Here is a 17,982-nt window from a genome sequence, read left to right as displayed (position 1 = left end):
CGATGACGCAACAAGCGTTCCTGGAGATTGCGCAGCGCCTGGCTTCCTTGCCTGCGGACAAGAAAAAGGTCTTTCGCCAGCGCCTGGCCGAGAAGGGCATCGACAGTTGGCGCCTGCCGATCGTCCCCGCCGTGCTCGGCGCCGGCGAGCCCACGCCGTTGGCCCAGGCGCAGCGGCGTTTTCTGTCGGCGGAAGCCGTGAGCAGCCGCGCCCTTTACAACCTGTGCTCGGTGCTGCGTTTCGACGGCCGCCTCGATGGCGAACGTTTGCAGCAGGCCATGCAGCAGTTGACCGACCGTCACCAGATCCTGCGCACCCGCTACATCACCGACGCGCACGGCCAGTTGCAGCCCCACTGCGAGCCGCAAGCCGTCGCCCGGCCAACCGTCGAACCCTTGACCTTGGCGGCCAGCGAGTACGAGCAGTGGTGTGCCGACGAGTACGCCCGGCAACTGGCCGAACCGTTTGACCTCAGCCAGTCAGCGCCGTGGCGCTGGCAAGCGTTCAGCGATGCGCGGGAACACTCCACCTGGTTGTTCTTCACCATTCACCACGTGGCCTACGACGCCTGGTCAGCGCAGCAACTGACCCTTGAACTGGCCGAAGCTTACCGGGCGCTGGCAGTGGGCGAGGTTGCCCGGCAGCCCGAATTGAGCATCCAGTACTCCGACTACGCCGCGTGGGAACAGGAGTGGCTGAACAGCGAAAGCTGCCGGCAGCACATCGACTTCTGGCGCGCACAACTGAGCGATGCCCCGGCCCCATTGGCGTTGCCCCTGGACCGGCCACGTCCGGCATCCGCCCAGCGCTGCCATAGCGGCGCGGTGCTTGCCCGGGCGCTTTCGCCACAACTGGCGGGCGCGGTCGAGGCGGCGATTCGCGCTCATGGGGTGACGCTGTACATCTACGGCCTGACGGCTTTCAGCTGCCTGCTGTCGCGCTACAGCGGCGAGCATGACCTGTGCCTGGGCACCTCGGCCGCGCAACGTGATCGTCCGGAGCTGGTGCCCTTGATCGGCCCCTTGCTCAATACCCTGGTGATCCGTCAGCGCCTGCACGACAACCCAAGCTTCGCCACCGCACTGTTGCGCACCCGTGACAGCGTCGCAGCCGCCTTCGATCACCAATTGCTGCCTTTCGAAAAGGTGCTTGAGAACCTTGAGCGCCCACGGTCGAGCCCGCTGTTTCAGGTGATGTTCGTCCAGGTGGACTTGCCCGAAAGCCGCACCCTGGCATTGCCCGGTGTCGCGGTGGAAGTGCTCGACCCGCCGCAGCGCCATGCACGCTTCGACCTCACGTTGCGCATGGTGCGCAGCGCCGACGCGGGGCTGCGCTGCGAGCTGGAATACAGCGATGAAGTGTTCGACGCGGCGACGGTCGAGCAAATGCTGGATGACTTGCTGGCGATTTTCCACCAGTCGACGAGCCATCCCCAGCGACGTCTGGCCGAGCTGCAACTGGTGTCGCCGCCGAGCGAGGTGCAGGGCCCCGTGCCGGGCACGATGCCCTTGCCGCTGGATCAGCAGGTGCTTCAGTGGGCAGCACGCACGCCGACCGCGCCGGCCTTGTGCGGCGTCGGGCAAACCCTCGACTATGCCACGCTGGGTGCCGCGAGCCGCGCGCTGGCCTCACGGCTGGCCGGGCAGGGCGTAGGTCCGGGGCAGGTGGTGGCCCTGTGTATGCCGCGTTGCGCGGAACAACTGCTGGCGATGCTGGCTTGCTGGCAACGTGGCGCGGCGTGCCTGTTTCTGGACCCGGCCCAACCGCCACGGCGACTTGCGCAATTGTTGCAGGACAGTGGCGCGAGTCTGTGGGTGACCTTGGCCGAGGCGCCTGAAACCGGCGTTGACATGGCACACCTGGTACTCAGCGACGCTGACTTGTCGGCCGTGGCCGGCGAGAGCCAGAGCCTCAGCCAGCCGCACCTGCCGGCTTATCTCATTTACACCTCGGGTTCGACGGGGCAGCCCAAAGGCGTGGTGGTCACTCACGGCAACCTGGCGCATTACGCGCGTGCGATCGGTGACCGTTTGCCAGCGAAGCCGGGCAGCCGCTGGGCGACGTTGGCGACCGTGGCTGCCGATCTGGGGCTGACAAGCGTGTTCGCCGCACTGAACGCCGGCGATGCGCTGATCCTGCCGCCCGCATCGTTGGCCTTCGATCCGCCAGGCTGGGCCGACTTTCTCGACGCGCAACCGGTCGACTGCCTGAAGATCGCGCCTTCGCACCTGCGCGGCCTGTTGGCGCTGGACGATGCCCGACGCGTGTTGCCCAGGGAGGTGTTGATCCTCGGTGGCGAAGGGTTCGATCACGCCCTGTTCGCACGGGTGCGCGAACTGGCGCCGCAACTGCGCATCTTCAATCACTACGGCCCCTCGGAAACCACGGTGGGGGTGCTGTGCGGAGAACTCCTGGCGCGCGACGCGCTTGACTCGAATCGGTATCTGCCCTTGGGCCAACCGTTAGCGGGCTGCCAACTGCGCATCGTTGACAGCCATGACGTGGCGGTGCCGCTGGGCGTGGCCGGCGAGTTGCTGATCGGGGGGCCTCAGGTTGCCCAGGGCTACCTCGGTCAACCCGAGTTGACCGCCAACGTCTTTGGTTCCACCGCCCAGGGGCAACGTTTTTATCGCAGCGGCGACCGGGTTCGCCTGGACCGCAACGGGCATCTGGTGTTTCTGGGGCGCCAGGACGATCAGGTCAAGATCCGCGGTTTCCGCGTTGAACCCGGCGAAGTCAGCGCCTGGCTCAAGGCTCAGCCTCAGGTGCGCGAAGGCGCGGTGCTGGCCTGTGAGGTCAAGGGGCGCACGCAGTTGGTGGCGTACCTCAGCCCGTTGTTGTCGGCCGAAGCATTGGCGGGCCTGCAGGCCGAGGCCCGGCGTCAATTGCCGGAGCACATGGTGCCCGGTCATTGGTTGGCCCTGGAGACGCTGCCGCTGACGGCCAATGGCAAGCTGGACCGACAGGCATTGCCTGAACCGGCCGACAGCGGGTCGGTCGAGGCCGGCATCCAGCCGCCGCGTGGTGCCACGGAACAGCGTCTGGCGCAACTGTGGTGCCAGATTCTCGGTTGCGCGCACGTCGGGCGCGAGGACGATTTTTTTGCCCTTGGCGGCGATTCGATTCTCAGTCTGCAACTGATCGGCCTGGCCTCGCGCGAAGGGCTCAAGTTGCAACCACGCGATGTCCAGCAGCAACCGACATTGGCGGCCATGGCCCTGTGCATCGATAGCCGCTCGGACCCTGTATTGCTCAGCGTACTGACCGCCTTTCGTGAGTTGCTCGAACAGCCTGGCCTGGGGCCGGATGCCGACTTTTTTGCCGCGGGCGGTGACTCGATCCTCAGCCTGCAGTTGATCGCGCGGCTGCGCCAGGCCGACCTGCGCCTGATGCCCCGGCAATTGCTGGCCAACCCCACCGCCCGGCAATTGGCCGGAGCACTGAGCGTGTCGGCGTCGCCGGCCGTTGCATCCGTGAGCACCGGCGAAGACCTGGAGCAGCCACGCAGGCTGTCCCACGCCCAGCAACGGGTGTGGTTCATGCAACAGCTCGATCCGGCCGCAACCGCGTACAACGTGACACAGTTGCTGGCGTTGCGCGGTGAGCTGGATGTGCCTCGACTGCAGCGCACCTGTCAGGCGCTGGTTTCGCGCCATGAGGCGTTGCGTTGCCGGTTTTTCGAAGCGCAGGGGCACGTCTGGCAGCGCCTGGATGAGAACGCCGCTGCGATCTTCACGGTGCATGACCTCTCTGACCTGGACGAAGCGCGGCAGACCCACGCCATAGCCGAGGCCGCCCAGCGCGTGTTCGACCTCGTGCGGGGGCCGTTGCTGGCCGTCGATGTGTTTTGCGTGGCGCCGGGCGATTACCGGTTGCTGTTCAACGTGCACCATATTGCCGTGGACGGCTGGTCCATGGGCTTGCTGGTCGAGGACTTTGCGCGGGTCTACCAGGACCGCGCCATGCCCGCACCCACCGGTTTGTTGCCCTTGATTCAAGCGCAGCGCCGCAACCTTGAAGCGCAGCAGGGCGACCAGTTGCTGGCGTATTGGCAACAACGCCTGCAAGGGCTGGGCAACGAACCGCTGGAATTGCCCGACCACTGTGCACGGCCGGCGTTGCAGGCCTACGCCGGCGCTCGCAGCGAGCAGCTCCTGCCCGGCTCGTTGAGCGCGGCGGTCGAGTCTCGGGCCAGGGCGCTGGGTGTGACGCCCTTCGTGCTGTATTTCGCCGCCTATCAATTGCTGCTCTGGCGGCATGGCGGGCGCAGTGATTTCGCCATTGGCTTACCGGTGGCGGGGCGCGAGTCGCCCGAGAGCCAGGCGTTGGTCGGCTTGTTTGTCAACACGCTGGCGCACCGGGTACAGATCAATGCCCGGCAAAGCCTGCAATCCTTTATCGGCGAGCTGAACCAGCTGTTGGCCGATGACCTGGCCCATCAGGCGCTGCCGTTCGAGCAACTGCTGGACAGCCTTGCGGTGACGCGCAGCCTGGATCGCACGCCGCTGTTCCAGACGATGTTCAACTACCAGGCTGACCACCACGGTTCGCGCAGCCTCAGCCTGCCGGGCGTGAGCGTGGAATCGTTGGCGTTGCCGGACGGTGTGGTGAGCGCCAAGTTCGACCTGACGTTCAACCTGTTCACCCAAGGGCGCGGGGCAGATGCGCGCACCGGTTTGATTGTCGAATACGCCACGGCGTTGTTACGTTCCGGCACCGTGGAACGGCTGACGGAGGATTTCCAGGGGTTACTGGCCAGCCTGGTCAGCCTCGATCTTCAGCTGCCTGTGCTGGACATCCCCCTGCGTTCGGTTGCCACGCTGGCCACGGCCGGCACCTCGAGGCAGGTGCCTGGCGAAGCGGATTTTGTCACGCGCTTTGAGGTGCAGGCCGCTGCCCACCCTGAGCGGATCGCGGTGTACTGCGCCGATCGTGGCTTGAGCTACGCCGCGCTGGACGCCCAGGCCAACCGCCTGGCTCACTGGCTGCTGGGGCAGGGCATCTGCCAGGAATCGACGGTCGCCTTCTGCCTGCCGCGAGACGAACGCCTGCTGGTGTGCCTGTTGGGCATACAGAAAGCTGGCGCCTGCTACCTGCCGCTGGACCCGACTCATCCACCGGCACGCCAGGCACAGATTCTCACCCGGGCACAACCGCGATTGCTGTTGTGTGACACGCTGCCTGTGGACCTGCCTGAGACACTGCGCTGCTGCCTGTGGGCGGACCTGGCGCTGGCGTCGTTGCCTGCGCAACCGCCGGCATTGGCGACGACGCTTGAACAGTTGGCCTACACCCTCTACACCTCGGGGTCGACCGGCCAGCCCAAGGGCGTGCAGATCACGCGAGGCAATTTCGCCAACTTCCTGCTGGCCATGGAACAGGCCCTGCCACTGGAAAACGTGCAGCGTTATCTGGCGCTGACCACCGTGACCTTTGATATTTGCGGCCTGGAACTGTGCCTGCCGCTGGTACGCGGTGGCAGCGTGGTGCTGGCCGATGATGAAGAACGCCAGGACCCGCTGTTACTGGCGCGGTTGATCCAGGACCAGGCCGTGGACCTCATCCAGGCCACCCCGGCGACCTGGGCGATGTTGTTGCAGGGCGACCGAAAGGTGCTGGCCGGGCGTGTGGCGCTGGCCGGTGGCGAGGCGTTGGCTGCAGAGGTGGCGAACGAACTCAGGCAATGCGTGGCCCACCTGGTCAACGTCTACGGGCCCACCGAAACCACGGTGTGGTCCACCCAGGCGCCGCTCAATGCCGTGCAAATGCCGGTCGCGCCCATTGGCCGGCCATTGCTCAACACCCGCTGCCACGTTCTCGATGAGCATTTGTGCGAAGTGCCGCCCGGTTGTGTGGGCGAACTTTATATTGCTGGCGACGGCCTGGCTCGTGGGTATGCCGGGCAGCCGGGGTTGACCGCCGAACGCTTCATTGCCGACCCGTTCAGCCACGACGGCGGGCGTTTGTACCGCACCGGCGACCTGGCGCGTTGGCAGCCGGATGGGCAGCTGTATTACCTCGGCCGTACCGACGACCAGATTAAGTTGCGCGGTTATCGCATCGAACTGGGGGAGATCGAGGCGGTGCTGCTCAGCCATCCCGAGCTGCTGCAGGCGGTCGTGGCCGTGCAGGGCGAGCATCTGGCGGCGTTCTGGGTCAGCCATGGCGATACTCCACCTGACCCGACTTCGATCCGCGAGTACTTGCAGGCGCGCTTACCGGCCTACATGGTGCCGACGCATTGCCAGGCACTGGAGCACCTGCCTCTCAATACCAACGGCAAGGTGGATCGTAAACAACTGCCTCGCGTGCAGCTGGACATCACCGCCACGGGCCTGGCTGCGCGCGCGCTGACGGCCAGCGAGACGCTGCTGGCCGAGGTCTGGGCGGCGGTGCTGAACCGGCAGCCGATCCCTGCCGACGCTGATTTCTTCCAGCTGGGCGGCCATTCGCTCATGGCCGCCCAGGTGCGTGCGCGCCTGCGTGAACAGGGCGTTGACGTACCGTTGCGCTGGCTGTTCGAAACGCCGGTACTGGCGGACCTTGCGCAGCGCCTCGAAGGCCTTGCGTGCCAACTGGACCTCGCTTCGTTGCACATACCTCAAGTGGACCGGCAGCTTGACCACCCCTTGTCCTCGGCGCAGCAACGGGTCTGGCTGATGCAACAGCTGGACCTGGCGGACAGCAGCTTCAACATGAGCAGCAACGTGCGTTTGCGCGGGCCACTGGACACCCAGGCCCTCGAGCGTGCATTGCAGCGGTTGGTGGAGCGCCATGCCATCTTGCGTACCACCTATCATCAGCGAGGCGGCGAGCCGTACCAGCGGATTCACGGGCAGCTGTCGGTACCGTTGCAAGTGACGGCGTCGAGCGATGCGCAGTGGCCGGTCGCCGCGCGCGGCATTGCGTTGCAACCGTTCGACCTGGTCGGCGAGGCACCGCTGCGCGCGGTCCTGTACCGCCTGGGCGAGCAGGACCACGTGCTGCAACTGGTCATGCACCACATTGCCTCCGATGGCTGGTCGGGCGCGGTGCTGGTCGATGAGCTGATCCAAGGTTATGAAGCCTACAGCGCCGGGATGCTGCCGCCCCGGCACGAACTGGCGATCCAATACGTCGACTACGCCGTGTGGCAAGGCTCGGCGGCGGTACAGCTGCGTCAGCGTGAAGGCCTGGCCTTCTGGCGGCAGACCCTGGCCGGCATTCCTGCGCACGTGCCACTGCCGTTCGACTGGCCCCGCCCGGAGCGCGACAGCGGTGCCGGGGCCGCCTTGGACTTTCAGTTGTCCGCGGCCACGGTGAGCCGGCTCAAGGCGTTCGCGCAGGCCAGCGGCACATCGCCGTTCATGCTGCTGCTGACCTGCTATGCCGCCGTGCTGCAACGAGAAACCCAAGGGCGCGACCTGGTCATCGGCACCGACGTGGCCAACCGCGACCACCCGGCCACCGAAGCGTTGATTGGCTTCTTCGTCAATCTGCTGGCTTTGCGTATCCACCTGCAACCGGAGCTGAGTTTCCGCGAGCAAGCGCTGCAGGTCCGCGAGGTGTGCCTGCAAGCGTTCGCCTGGCAGGACACGCCGTTCGAACGTGTCGTCGAATGCCTGGAGCTGCCACGCGTAGCGGGTGTCCACCCGTTGCTGCAGACCTTGTTCGTGCTCGACAACACGCCGCGCCGGCAACGCTCACTCGAGCAGTTGCAGGTCGAGCCACTGACGGGTGAACAGCACCATTCGAAGTTCGATATGGCCCTGTTCGCCAGCGAAGACGGGGACGGCATCAGCCTGCGCTGGGTGTATCGCACCAGCCTGTTCCGCCCGGCCACGGTTGAACGCTTGCGTGATGCCTTCGAATCCCTGCTGGGCATGGCCCTCGATGCGCCGGACACCCCGATCGATACCCTGATTCCGACTCCAGAAGGAGCTGCTGCAATGTCTACGGACAACCCGTTGCAACGCAAAATGAGCAAGTTGGGCAAGATGCGCCAGAGCGGTTCGCCGGTGACCCGCGAACCCTTCGACGCTCGGCCGCTGCGCGAAGGCTCGACGTTTCCCTTGTGCGTTGAGCTGCGTGACCGCGAGTTGGCGCCGGCCATCTGGGCTGAAGCTCACCGTGAAAAGGTCGAACAGTGGCTGCTCGAGCACGGCGGCATTGTCTTCCGTGGCTTTGATTTGCCGACCCCGGCGGCATTCGAGGCGTTTTGCCAGGCCCTGTGCCCGCAGCTATATGGCCAGTACGGCGACCTGCCAAAGGAGGAGGGCGGCAAGAACATCTACAAGTCCACGCCGTATCCCAAGGACCGGATGATCCTGTTTCACAACGAGAGTGCCCATCAGCATCGCTGGCCGCGCCGGCAATGGTTCTACTGCCAGATCCCCGCCACCTCCGGTGGCGCTACGCCGATTGTCGACAGCCGCCGGGTCTTTCGGGAGCTGCCGGCCTGGCTGCAGGCGAACCTGCGCAACAAGCAGCTGATGTACGTGCGTAATTTCAGTACCCAGCTGGACGTCAGCTGGCAGCACTTTTTCCAGACACAGGAGCGTGCCGACGTTGAACGGATCTGTCGGCAGAGTGCAATCGAGTTCCAGTGGCGCGGCGCCAATGATCTGCATACCCGCCAGGTGTGTCCGGCGGTGATCCTGCATCCGCTGACGGGCGAGGAGAGTTTCTTCAATCAGATCCAGCTGTATCACCCGGCCTTTCTTGACGCCGATGTGCGCGCGCAGTTTTTACGCGATGGCGAAGCCGCGATGCCAAGGCAGGTGTTCTACGGTGACGGCTCCGAGCTTGAGCCCAGTGCCATCGAGGCCATCAACGCGGCCTACGAGCGTTGTGCCGTGCGCTTTGACTGGCGGCAGGGCGATGTGGTGATGCTGGATAACATGATGGCGGCACACGCCCGGGACCCGTTCGAGGGCGAGCGCAAGATTGTGGTGGCCATGGGCGAAATCTATGCGCGTGACCAGGTAATGGCTGCCCCGGCGCAGACCGAAGAAACCCTCGCAGAGTTGAAACCATGATGGACCTTGGACTGACCCTTTCACCTCAGCAGAAACAACTGGCCCAGGCCAACCCGCAGGCCTGGCGCTGGGCACGCATGCAGCTGCCCGGTGTGCCCGAGGGCCTTGTCGAACGGCGATTGCGCGACGGCATGCAGCAGCATCAGGCGCTGCGCCTGCGCTACGAGCGCCCGCTTGGCGCTACGGGCTTGCGTCAACGTGTGGTCGAGCCTTTCGAGCTGCGCCTGGACTGGCGCCAGGGGCGTTCGAGTGACGGGCATGATGCGCAAGGGTGGCTGCGCGCGGCCCAGCAACATTGCCTGGCCGAACAGCCCGATGTCCTGGCCTGGTTGCTCGACGACCAACTGCTGCTGGCGGTGCCGACGTACTCGCTGGACCCGCGCAGCCTGAACCAGTTGCACGCGCATTTGCTGGGGCGCGCTGCGCCGTTGGCCGACGCTCCCATGCAGTACGGCGATTACGTCGAATGGATCAATGGCCTGCAGCTGGACGAAGATGCCGAGCAAGGTGCGCAGTTCTGGCGCAACCTGGCTTTGCAGGAGGTGCCGGGCATGCGCCTGATCGAGCGCTACGGCATCGCCAGCGGCACGCACGGCGTGGTACGGCAGGTGCTTGCGCCGACAGTGCCGGCGGCGTTGGCCGCCCTGGCCGAGCGCGAAGGCGTGGCCGTCGAACCCCTGGCCCTGGCCGCCTGGAGTGCATTGCTGGGCAGGCTCACTGGCCAGCGGCAGGGGCAGTTGGGGTTGCAGCACGATCCACGCGATGACTATGAGGAACTGTCGGGAGCGTTCGGGTTGTTCGAGCAGACCCTGCCGATGGTGGTGCGGATGTCCGAACACAGCACCTGGATCAACCTGGCGCGGCCATTGGCACGGCAATTGGAAAATGCCGTGGCCTGGCAGGAATATGTGGGCCAGGCCCAGTTGTTGCCGGAGTGGCGCGCCAGTTTTCAGGCCGGGCTGCGTGTCGTGCATGTGCCGTTGCTGCAGGACGTGCAGGTGCTGTCCTTCGATACCCCGGTCGAACTGCAAGTGCAGTTGACGCTCGATGCCCAGGGCTGCGGGGAGCTGCTGCTGGCCTATGATCAGGGGCTGTACGGTGAACAACAGATGCAGGTGTTGCTCAAGCGCTTCGCCCATTGGCTCGAGCAATTGCTGCAGTTGCCCAACGGCCTGATCGATGCCATCGACCTGCACTGGCCCGAGGAGCTGTCGGCGGCGGCAACGCCACCGGCCCTGGCGCCGGACCTTGATATCGTCGCCACCGTGCGCGAACACGCCCGCGCGTACCCGGATCGACCGGCATTGCGCTATGCGCAGCAGCAATTCTCGTATGCCGAACTCGATGCCCTGAGCGACCGTGTGGCCGGCAGCCTGCACCTGGCCGGCGTGGGCCGGGAGCAGGTGGTGGGCCTGTATCTGCCACGTGGCGCGCAGATGCTGATCGCGATGCTGGCCTGCTTCAAGGTCGGTGCGGCCTATCTGCCGCTGGACCCTCAACAACCACCGTTGCGTCTGGCCGGTATTGTCGAGGATGCGCAACCCAGCCTGATCCTGTACGTAGAGGGGCTGCCACCCGACACCTCGGTCGATACGCTGGGTTGGTCGCAGGCATGCAGCGGGCCGGTGTTCGATTTGCCGGTGCAGGGCGCGGCGCAGGACCTGGCCTACGTGCTCTACACCTCGGGCACCAGCGGCAAGCCCAAAGGTGTGCAGATCGAACAAGGCCAATTGCGCCATTACGCCACGCAAGTGACTCGCGCACTGCGGTTGCCCGAAGCCGGGCACTACGGCCTGGTGTCGTCGCTGCTCGCGGACCTGGGCAATACCGTATTGTTTCCGGCCTGGCTGCAGGGCGGTTGCGTGCATGTGCTGGAGCAGTCCGTGGTGACGGATGCCCGGGCATTCGCCGAGGAACTTCAGCGCTACCCGCTGGATGTGCTGAAAATTGTCCCTTCGCACCTTGAGGCGCTGATGGGCGAACACCCTGCCGAGAGTGCGCTTCCACGCCAGGTCCTGGTGTTGGGTGGAGAACCGATCAGCGAGCGTTTACTCAGCCGTTTGGCCCAGGCCAAACCCAGCTGTCGGCTGTACAACCATTACGGGCCGACGGAGACCACCGTGGGGGTGTTGTGGCGGGCGATCGATATTGACCAGGTCGTGAGTGGCAGTGCCTTGAACCAAGTACTGGGCGATAACCGCATCCTCTTGCTCGATGACCGGCAACGCGCGGTGCCGCCAGGCCAGGCCGGGGAGTTGTGCATCAGTGGCGCCAGCGTCGGGCGTGGTTATGTGGGCGGTGTCGGCGGTGGTGCCTTTGGTGTCGATCCGCTCAGCGGCAGCCGCCTGTACCGCACCGGCGATCTCGCGTTGCGCCAGGCGGATGGCGCGTTGCGCCTGCTTGGCCGCAATGATCAGCAGGTGAAAATCCGCGGCTTTCGCCTGGAACTGGCGGAAGTCGAACAGGCATTGTTGGCCCAGCCAGGCATCTTGCAGGCCGCTGTCTTGCTCGACGGTGAAGGCGATCAGGGGCGCCTGCTGGCTTTTGTGGTCAAGGATGACACCCGTCTGCAGACGACCGAGCACCTGCGTGCCGCCCTGGCGCGCCAGTTGCCGGATTACATGCTGCCCAGCGCGATCCTGGTACTCAAGACGCTGCCACTGAACAGCAATGGCAAGCTGGATCGCAAACACCTGCTCGAACGCGCCCGGCAGCGCATGCAGAACACCCGCGTGGCGCCTGTCGGCGAACTGGAAACCGCCATCCTGGCCCTCTGGGGCGAGGTGCTCGGCGTCGACGACCTGGGGGTGACCGACAACTTCTTCAACGTCGGTGGGCATTCGCTGGCGGCAATCAAAGTGGTGTCGCTGATTCGTGAACGGCTGTCGATCGAGCTGCCGACCCATTTACTGTTCGAACGCCACACGGTGCGTGAGCTGGTTCGTGGCCTGGACAACGGCAACGGCAGTGGCCCGTGGAAAGTCTTGAATGACGCGGATGAACAATCGCCGGCATTGCTGTTGGTGCACGGTGCGCAAGGGCACCTGCTGGCGTATCAGCCGCTGGTGGATAACCTGGATGCAAAGGTCGCGGTGTTTGGCCTGGCCGCGCTGGACACCGGCTGGGAGACGGACGACATGGACGCGCTGTTGCAGCGCTACGTAGCGAGCATCCCCGCCCAACTGAAACAGCGCCCGCTGGTGCTGCTGGGTTGGAGCCTGGCGTCGCGGCTGGCGTTGCAGCTGGTGCCGTATCTGCAAGCCAGCGGTTTTACCGTCGAAGGCCTTGCGGTAGTCGACCACGATGCGCAACGCAGCCTGGCCGGAGAAGGCGATGAAGCAGGGCAGTTGATCGCGGATTTTGCTTTTTACTGCCGCAGCCACGCCCAGCCCATGGGTGAATCACTGCGCGAACGGTTGACGGGCCTGGTCGCCGGTCATGACTATGCCGAGGGGGTTGCCCGGTTGCTCAACGATGCCCAGGTGCGTGAGCACCTGCAATGGGCCACGGCGGATGCTGATTTGCTCACGCTATTGGCGCACTATCGCACGATCAAAACACGCTTGTATGAGCAATCCTTGCCCACCGTCGATGTGCCGCTGTGGCTCTGGCGCGGCAACGCGCATGCGGACTTGCGCGCCCAGTGGCAAGCGCATACCCGGCAACCCGTGCGCCAGTGGACACTGGACGTCGGTCATCAGCAGATGCTCGGCGAGCCGCGATTGGTGGAAAGCCTGTTGCCCTTACTGCTGGAAAATTCTGCCAAGGTGGTGCCTGCCTCATGATGTTATTGAAAGAACTGCTGCACGACGCAAGGTGGCGCATTCTGCTGGCGATTCTGAGCAGCGCCTTGAGTGCGGCAACCAGTATCGGCCTGATCGGCTACATCAACCGCAGCCTGGAGCATGGGCTTGAGGATATCGGCCAAGGTCTGTGGCTGTTCGGCGGCCTGCTGGTGCTGTTGTTCATCAGCGGTGTGACGTCGCAGTGGTTGCTGGTGCAGATCGGGCATCGCCTGGTCTATCAATTGCGCCTGCGGCTGGTGGCCAAGGTGCTGGGCACGGCCCTCGAGCGTATCGAGCGGCTGGGCAGCCCGCGTATCTACAACGCCCTGACCAAGGATGTGACCACCGTCGCCACAGCGTTCAAGCAACTGCCGATCTCCTTGTATAACGGCCTATTGCTGTTGGCGGGGCTTGTATACATGGCCTGGCTGAGCGTGCCGTTCTTTTTTATGACCCTTGGCGTGATTGCCGTTGGGGTGGGGCTGGATGTGTTGCTCGGGCGCAAGGTCAAGACCTTGATGCAGGCCGTACGGCAGCAGGACGACCAGTTGACCGAACAGTTCGAGGCCACCATCCAGGGCCGTTGCGAGTTGGGCCTGAGCCGCGAACGTCGGCACCTGCTCTATGAACACCGGCTCGAACCCATTGCGCGGGCTTCGCTGGAGGCGTCGGTACGCGCCGATACCCTGTGGGCGGTGAACCTGAACTGGACGACACTGCTGGTGTTCGTGCTCATCGGTACGCTGTTCTTCCTCGGCCAGGGGCTGGGCTTGCTCAGTCAGCAGGTGGTGGTGGGGTATGTGCTGGCTATCATGTTTTTGCGCACGCCGATCTCGATGATTCTGGATGCCATTCCCGCAGTCATTCGCGGCCATGTTGCCTTGCAGGCCATCGATGCGTTGGCGCTGGGTGAGACGCTGCAATTCAAGGCACCCGCGCAAGCGGCGCAACCCTTTGACGAATTGCGCCTGTCGAATGTGCGCTATCGCTATCCCGGCCAGCGTGACGAGTTCGCCTTCGAACTGGGGCCGATTGACCTGTCGATTCGTCGCGGTGAGTTGATTTTCATTGTCGGCGGCAATGGCAGCGGTAAATCGACCCTGGCCAAGCTGCTGACGGGGCTCTATGTGCCCACTTCTGGGCAGGTTTCGCTTAACGGTGTGGCACTCGATGCGAGTACCAGTGAGTGGCACCGCGAGCATTTCGCAGCCATTTTTGCCGACTTCTATCTGTTCGCCGATGTGTTGGGCGAGGCTGGCAATCATGAAGGGCTCGAAGCCCGGGTGGATCACTACCTCGAGCGTCTGGGGCTGGCCCATAAAGTCGAATTTGCGGCCGGGCGCTTGTCGACCACGGCGCTGTCCCAAGGCCAGCGCAAGCGCCTGGCGCTGTTGCTGCTCATGATGGAGGGCCGGGAAGTGTTCCTGCTGGACGAGTGGGCGGCAGACCAGGATCCGGTGTTCCGTCATGTGTTCTACAACGAGCTGCTGCCCGAGTTGAAGGCGGCTGGCAAGACGGTGATCGCGATCACCCATGACGACCGTTATTTCGATGTCGCCGACCGCGTCTATCGTCTCGACTACGGGCATCTCGTGGACTACGACCGAGCCCTGGAAAACCCGTTTCACCGGGTGCAACAAGGCAACAGTTAAACGCTCGTCTCCGGCTGTTTGCACTCATCGAGGGGGCAACTGCTGCAATAGCCGACGCCGGGAAGGCGGTAGCGAATGCAGCAGATGCGCCTCAGGCGTTGGGGTTCACCCTCGCCGATGTCGTGGTATTGCACGGGGGCGAACAACGGATTGCGTCGGCCATCGGGGCGCAGGCGCGTGCCGAGGATTTCCCTGGCGGGTGCGGTGCTGTGCGCGTTGGCCAGCGGGTGCAGGTCGATACGACTGGTGACGAACTCGAACGTATTGCCGGCATTGCTCCAGAACAAGCGGGGCGATGCCTGGGAGGCACTGACCAGGGTCTTGATGACCGGCTCCAGATGCCCTTCGATCAGGCCGTGAAACCGCTCGAACGCCGTGCAGCGGGGCAAAGGACGGCCTGCATGGGCCAGGTGCAATGCCAACGGCCGGTCGTCGGCGCCCAGTTGTATGCCGATGTCTTCCAGAGCCATTGGCAGGTCGAGCTGCTGGAGCAGATTGGCGGCCATCACCGGTGCAAGGAAGGTGCTGAAGTACCATTTTGACCAAAGCGACACCAAGGCCAGCCGCTCATCGGTCTGGTAGCGCAGCTGCAACCTGTCGACGAAGGCATTGAAGTCGTCGGGCTGGAAGAACCGGCTTCCCGGCACGTCATTGCGGGGCTGGCTGCGCAGTTGCAGCTTTTCACCATGCTCGGCCAGCGGGCCGGTGAACAGCGGGGCAAGGCTGGGGATCATCGATTCATCCGTGGACCGCGAGTTGAGAGAAGTTATCGTTCAGAACGGCACGAAGTATAAACACGGCGTGACGGTGTTGCGACTGTTCATCACGTACGGAGAAATATGAGAACCGTGCATGAATTTTAAAAATTTAATGAGAATCGCTACCATTACTATTGTATCGTAGGGTTTTTCCCCAGCATGCCAGTCAAGGAGCAAGCAATGAGTTTGGACAGCCCGGATACGCGTTTTCTGGTGGTCGTCAACGATGAAGAACAGTACTCAATCTGGCCGGACTACCGCAGCGTGCCCAACGGCTGGCGCACGCTGGACATCAAGGGCACCCGGGAAGAGTGCCTGAACCATATCGAACAAGTCTGGACCGACATGCGTCCGCTGAGCCTGCGCCAGGCCATGCAAGGACAAGGGCAGGGCTGATCCTGCGCGACAGACTTTCTACATCAGGGATTGCATATGGACAATGTCGAACCTCGCCTGGCTTGCAGCGCAACCTTTACGCTGGCGCACTTTCGTCAACAAGCATCACGTGAACTGAACACCAACCCGTATCTTCAGCGCCAGGCTGCCCGCGAATCGAACGCCCGGTCTTATCCGCGGCGTATTCCCCTGGCGTTGCAAGAAGCTCACGGCCTCTACGTGCGCGACACCCAGGGCCAGCTGTTCATGGATTGCCTGGCGGGAGCGGGGACCCTGGCGCTGGGGCATAACCACCCGGTGGCGATTGCGGCGATGCGCCAGACACTCGATTCCGGCCTGCCCTTGCACACCTTGGACCTGACCACGCCGGTCAAGGATCGCTTCGTCGAAGACCTGTTCAATGCGCTGCCGGACAACTTCGCGCGCCACGCGCGTATCCAGTTTTGCGGCCCGACGGGTGCCGATGGTATCGAGGCAGCCTTGAAACTGGCCAGGACGACGACCGGGCGCAAACCGATTCTGTCGTTTTCCGGCGGTTACCACGGCATGACGCTGGGCACCCTGAGCCTGATGGGCAACCTGGGGCCGAAAGAGGCGCTGGGTTCGCTGATGGCCGATGTGCAGTTTCTGCCTTACCCCTATGACTATCGCTGCCCGTTCGGTATCGGCGGCGAGGCCGGTGTCGACGCGGGGCTGCATTTTATCGAGCAACTGCTCAGCGATCCGGAGTCTGGGGTGCTGCCGCCGGCCGCCGTTGTCGTTGAAATCGTGCAAGGCGAGGGAGGTGTGATCCCGGCACCGATCCGATGGCTTCAGGGCCTGCGGCGACTGACCCGCAAGTTTGGCGTGGTGCTGATCATTGATGAAGTCCAGACCGGCCTGGGGCGTACCGGCAAGCTGTTTGCTTTCGAGCATGCGGGGATCGAGCCGGATGTGCTCGTGCTCTCCAAAGCCATCGGCGGAGGCCTGCCGTTAGCCGTGATGGTCTATCGCGAAGAACTCGATACCTGGAAACCAGGCGCCCATGCCGGCACATTCCGTGGCAATCAGCTGGCGATGGCGGCGGGGGCTGCGACCCTGCGTCATATCATCAGTGAAGACCTTCCGGGGCATGCCGATGTCATGGGGCAACGTCTGATGGGGCACCTGCGAAGTTTGCAAAGCGATTTCGCGTGCCTGGGTCAGGTCCGTGGCCGAGGGCTGATGGTGGGGGTGGAGATCGTCAGCGACACGCCGAGCGATCATCGTGTACCGCCAGCGGATACGGCCCTGGCCCAGGCCATTCAGCGCCATTGCCTGCGCCTGGGCGTTATCCTGGAGCTGGGAGGACGCCACGGTGCCGTTGTGCGATTCCTGCCGCCGCTGATCATCGAGCCTGAAGAAGTCGATCTGTTGGCTGAAGTCTTCCAGGCTGCGCTGGTGAATGCACTGGCAGAGGTCAAGGGAAGGGCGTTGCATATTGCGTGAACATCCGTGCAGCCTGCATCGCGCCGGGGCGACATGTGGTCGGCAAGCCGTTGGCAAGTGGGTGTAAGGTGGATCGGCAACGCTTGGAAATCTCAGGAAAGCGAGGTGACTATGAGTGCTCCACTGCTGAAGAAGCTGCAACTGAATGGGTACGCCATCGTGCAGGTCAATTACGGGCCATGGCGGGTGTGTACACCCCAGGACCGGTTGGCATCCTTCAATTCCCGCGAACAGGCACTGGCGTATGCCGCCACGCTGCCGGGGTACCAGGCACGTAGCCGGCCGGGGTCCAACGATGATTGATTGAGGGCCAGCAGGCCCCGGTTTTGCCGGGGCTTGCGAGTTCAGTCGATCAACACCAGCAGATCGGTGTCGCCCACGTCCTGTCCGGCCTGGGTCAGCAGCGTCGTGACCTGGCCTCGGTGATGGGTCTGGTGATTGAAAAAGTGCGTCAGCAGGCCAAAGAACGGCTTGCCAGACGCCTCGCCGCGCATGTTGTGGTAGTGCAGGCGGTGGTCGAGATCGGGCTCGCTGAGCGTGTGGACCCAGTCGATGATCAATTGGTCCAGCCAGAAGCGATGGGCCGCCAGCTCGGGCAGGTCGGCAAACGCCAGTTGCCTGAGGTCCGTGGGGGTGGCGATGGCCTGCAGCGGCAGCAGCGCCGTATAGCCGGCCGGGTGCTGGGCAAAGCGCTTGAGCCAGACGGTGTCACCCAAGGTGAGGTGGTTCAGGGTGCCGAAGATCGAGCCGAAAAATGCCTGGCGGTCGAGCCGCACTTGCGCGTCGGTCAACCTGGCGGCGGCGTCATACACCTTGCGGTTCATCCACTGGTTGTAGGTCGCCATCAGCGTTATCTGTTCGATACGGTTCACGTGCTTTATCCCTCGCTGGCAACGGTGCGGCCATC

At 64.0% G+C, this 17,982-nt stretch carries 8 protein-coding genes; 6 read left to right on the top strand and 2 right to left on the bottom strand.

What is annotated here, in order from left to right; all coding sequences use genetic code 11:
- The first annotated feature begins 2 nt into the window (after nt 1-2).
- From AB4O05_RS19165 to AB4O05_RS19155, 3 genes are read left to right on the top strand one after another with little or no spacing between them, the layout of a single operon-like run.
- Entirely contained in the window at nt 3-9,017 is a 9,015-nt protein-coding gene (locus tag AB4O05_RS19165; RefSeq protein ID WP_460164778.1) for an amino acid adenylation domain-containing protein, read from the top strand.
- On the top strand, nt 9,014-12,802 hold the full coding sequence (locus AB4O05_RS19160; protein WP_460135959.1) for an AMP-binding protein: 3,789 nt from the start codon (nt 9,014-9,016) through the stop codon (nt 12,800-12,802). Before AB4O05_RS19165 ends, AB4O05_RS19160 begins: the two co-directional genes overlap by 4 nt.
- On the top strand, nt 12,799-14,454 hold the full coding sequence (locus AB4O05_RS19155) for a cyclic peptide export ABC transporter (protein WP_460135960.1): 1,656 nt from the start codon (nt 12,799-12,801) through the stop codon (nt 14,452-14,454). The genes AB4O05_RS19160 and AB4O05_RS19155 overlap by 4 nt, the downstream gene beginning before the upstream one ends.
- Here the strand turns inward: AB4O05_RS19155 and fhuF are convergent.
- On the bottom strand, nt 14,451-15,188 hold the full coding sequence (fhuF, locus tag AB4O05_RS19150; protein WP_460135962.1) for a siderophore-iron reductase FhuF: 738 nt from the start codon (nt 15,186-15,188) through the stop codon (nt 14,451-14,453). The two genes, AB4O05_RS19155 and fhuF, sit on opposite strands and share 4 nt — an antisense overlap.
- Nucleotides 15,189-15,392: 204 nt before the next feature.
- Here fhuF and AB4O05_RS19145 point away from each other — a divergent pair, with 204 nt between their 5' ends.
- From AB4O05_RS19145 to AB4O05_RS19135, 3 genes are all read left to right on the top strand, one after another.
- Nucleotides 15,393-15,608, top strand: coding sequence for an MbtH family protein (locus tag AB4O05_RS19145; RefSeq protein ID WP_460135963.1), 216 nt, complete (start codon nt 15,393-15,395; stop codon nt 15,606-15,608).
- Nucleotides 15,609-15,644: 36 nt separating this feature from the next.
- A complete protein-coding gene (locus AB4O05_RS19140; RefSeq protein WP_460135964.1) occupies nt 15,645-17,075 on the top strand; it encodes a diaminobutyrate--2-oxoglutarate transaminase in 1,431 nt (476 codons plus the stop codon).
- 111 nt (nt 17,076-17,186) lie between these two features.
- On the top strand, nt 17,187-17,378 hold the full coding sequence (locus AB4O05_RS19135; protein WP_460135965.1) for a DUF2188 domain-containing protein: 192 nt from the start codon (nt 17,187-17,189) through the stop codon (nt 17,376-17,378).
- Between the two features lie 41 nt (nt 17,379-17,419).
- On the opposite strand, the gene AB4O05_RS19130 is transcribed toward AB4O05_RS19135, so the two are convergent.
- Entirely contained in the window at nt 17,420-17,947 is a 528-nt protein-coding gene (locus tag AB4O05_RS19130) for a DinB family protein (protein ID WP_460135966.1), read from the bottom strand.
- Nucleotides 17,948-17,982: the final 35 nt, after the last annotated feature.

Source organism: Pseudomonas sp. S1_G07 (assembly GCF_054668565.1).
The sequence above is the reverse complement of the archived record's forward strand: the minus strand, read 5'-3'. Positions and strand labels throughout refer to the sequence as shown.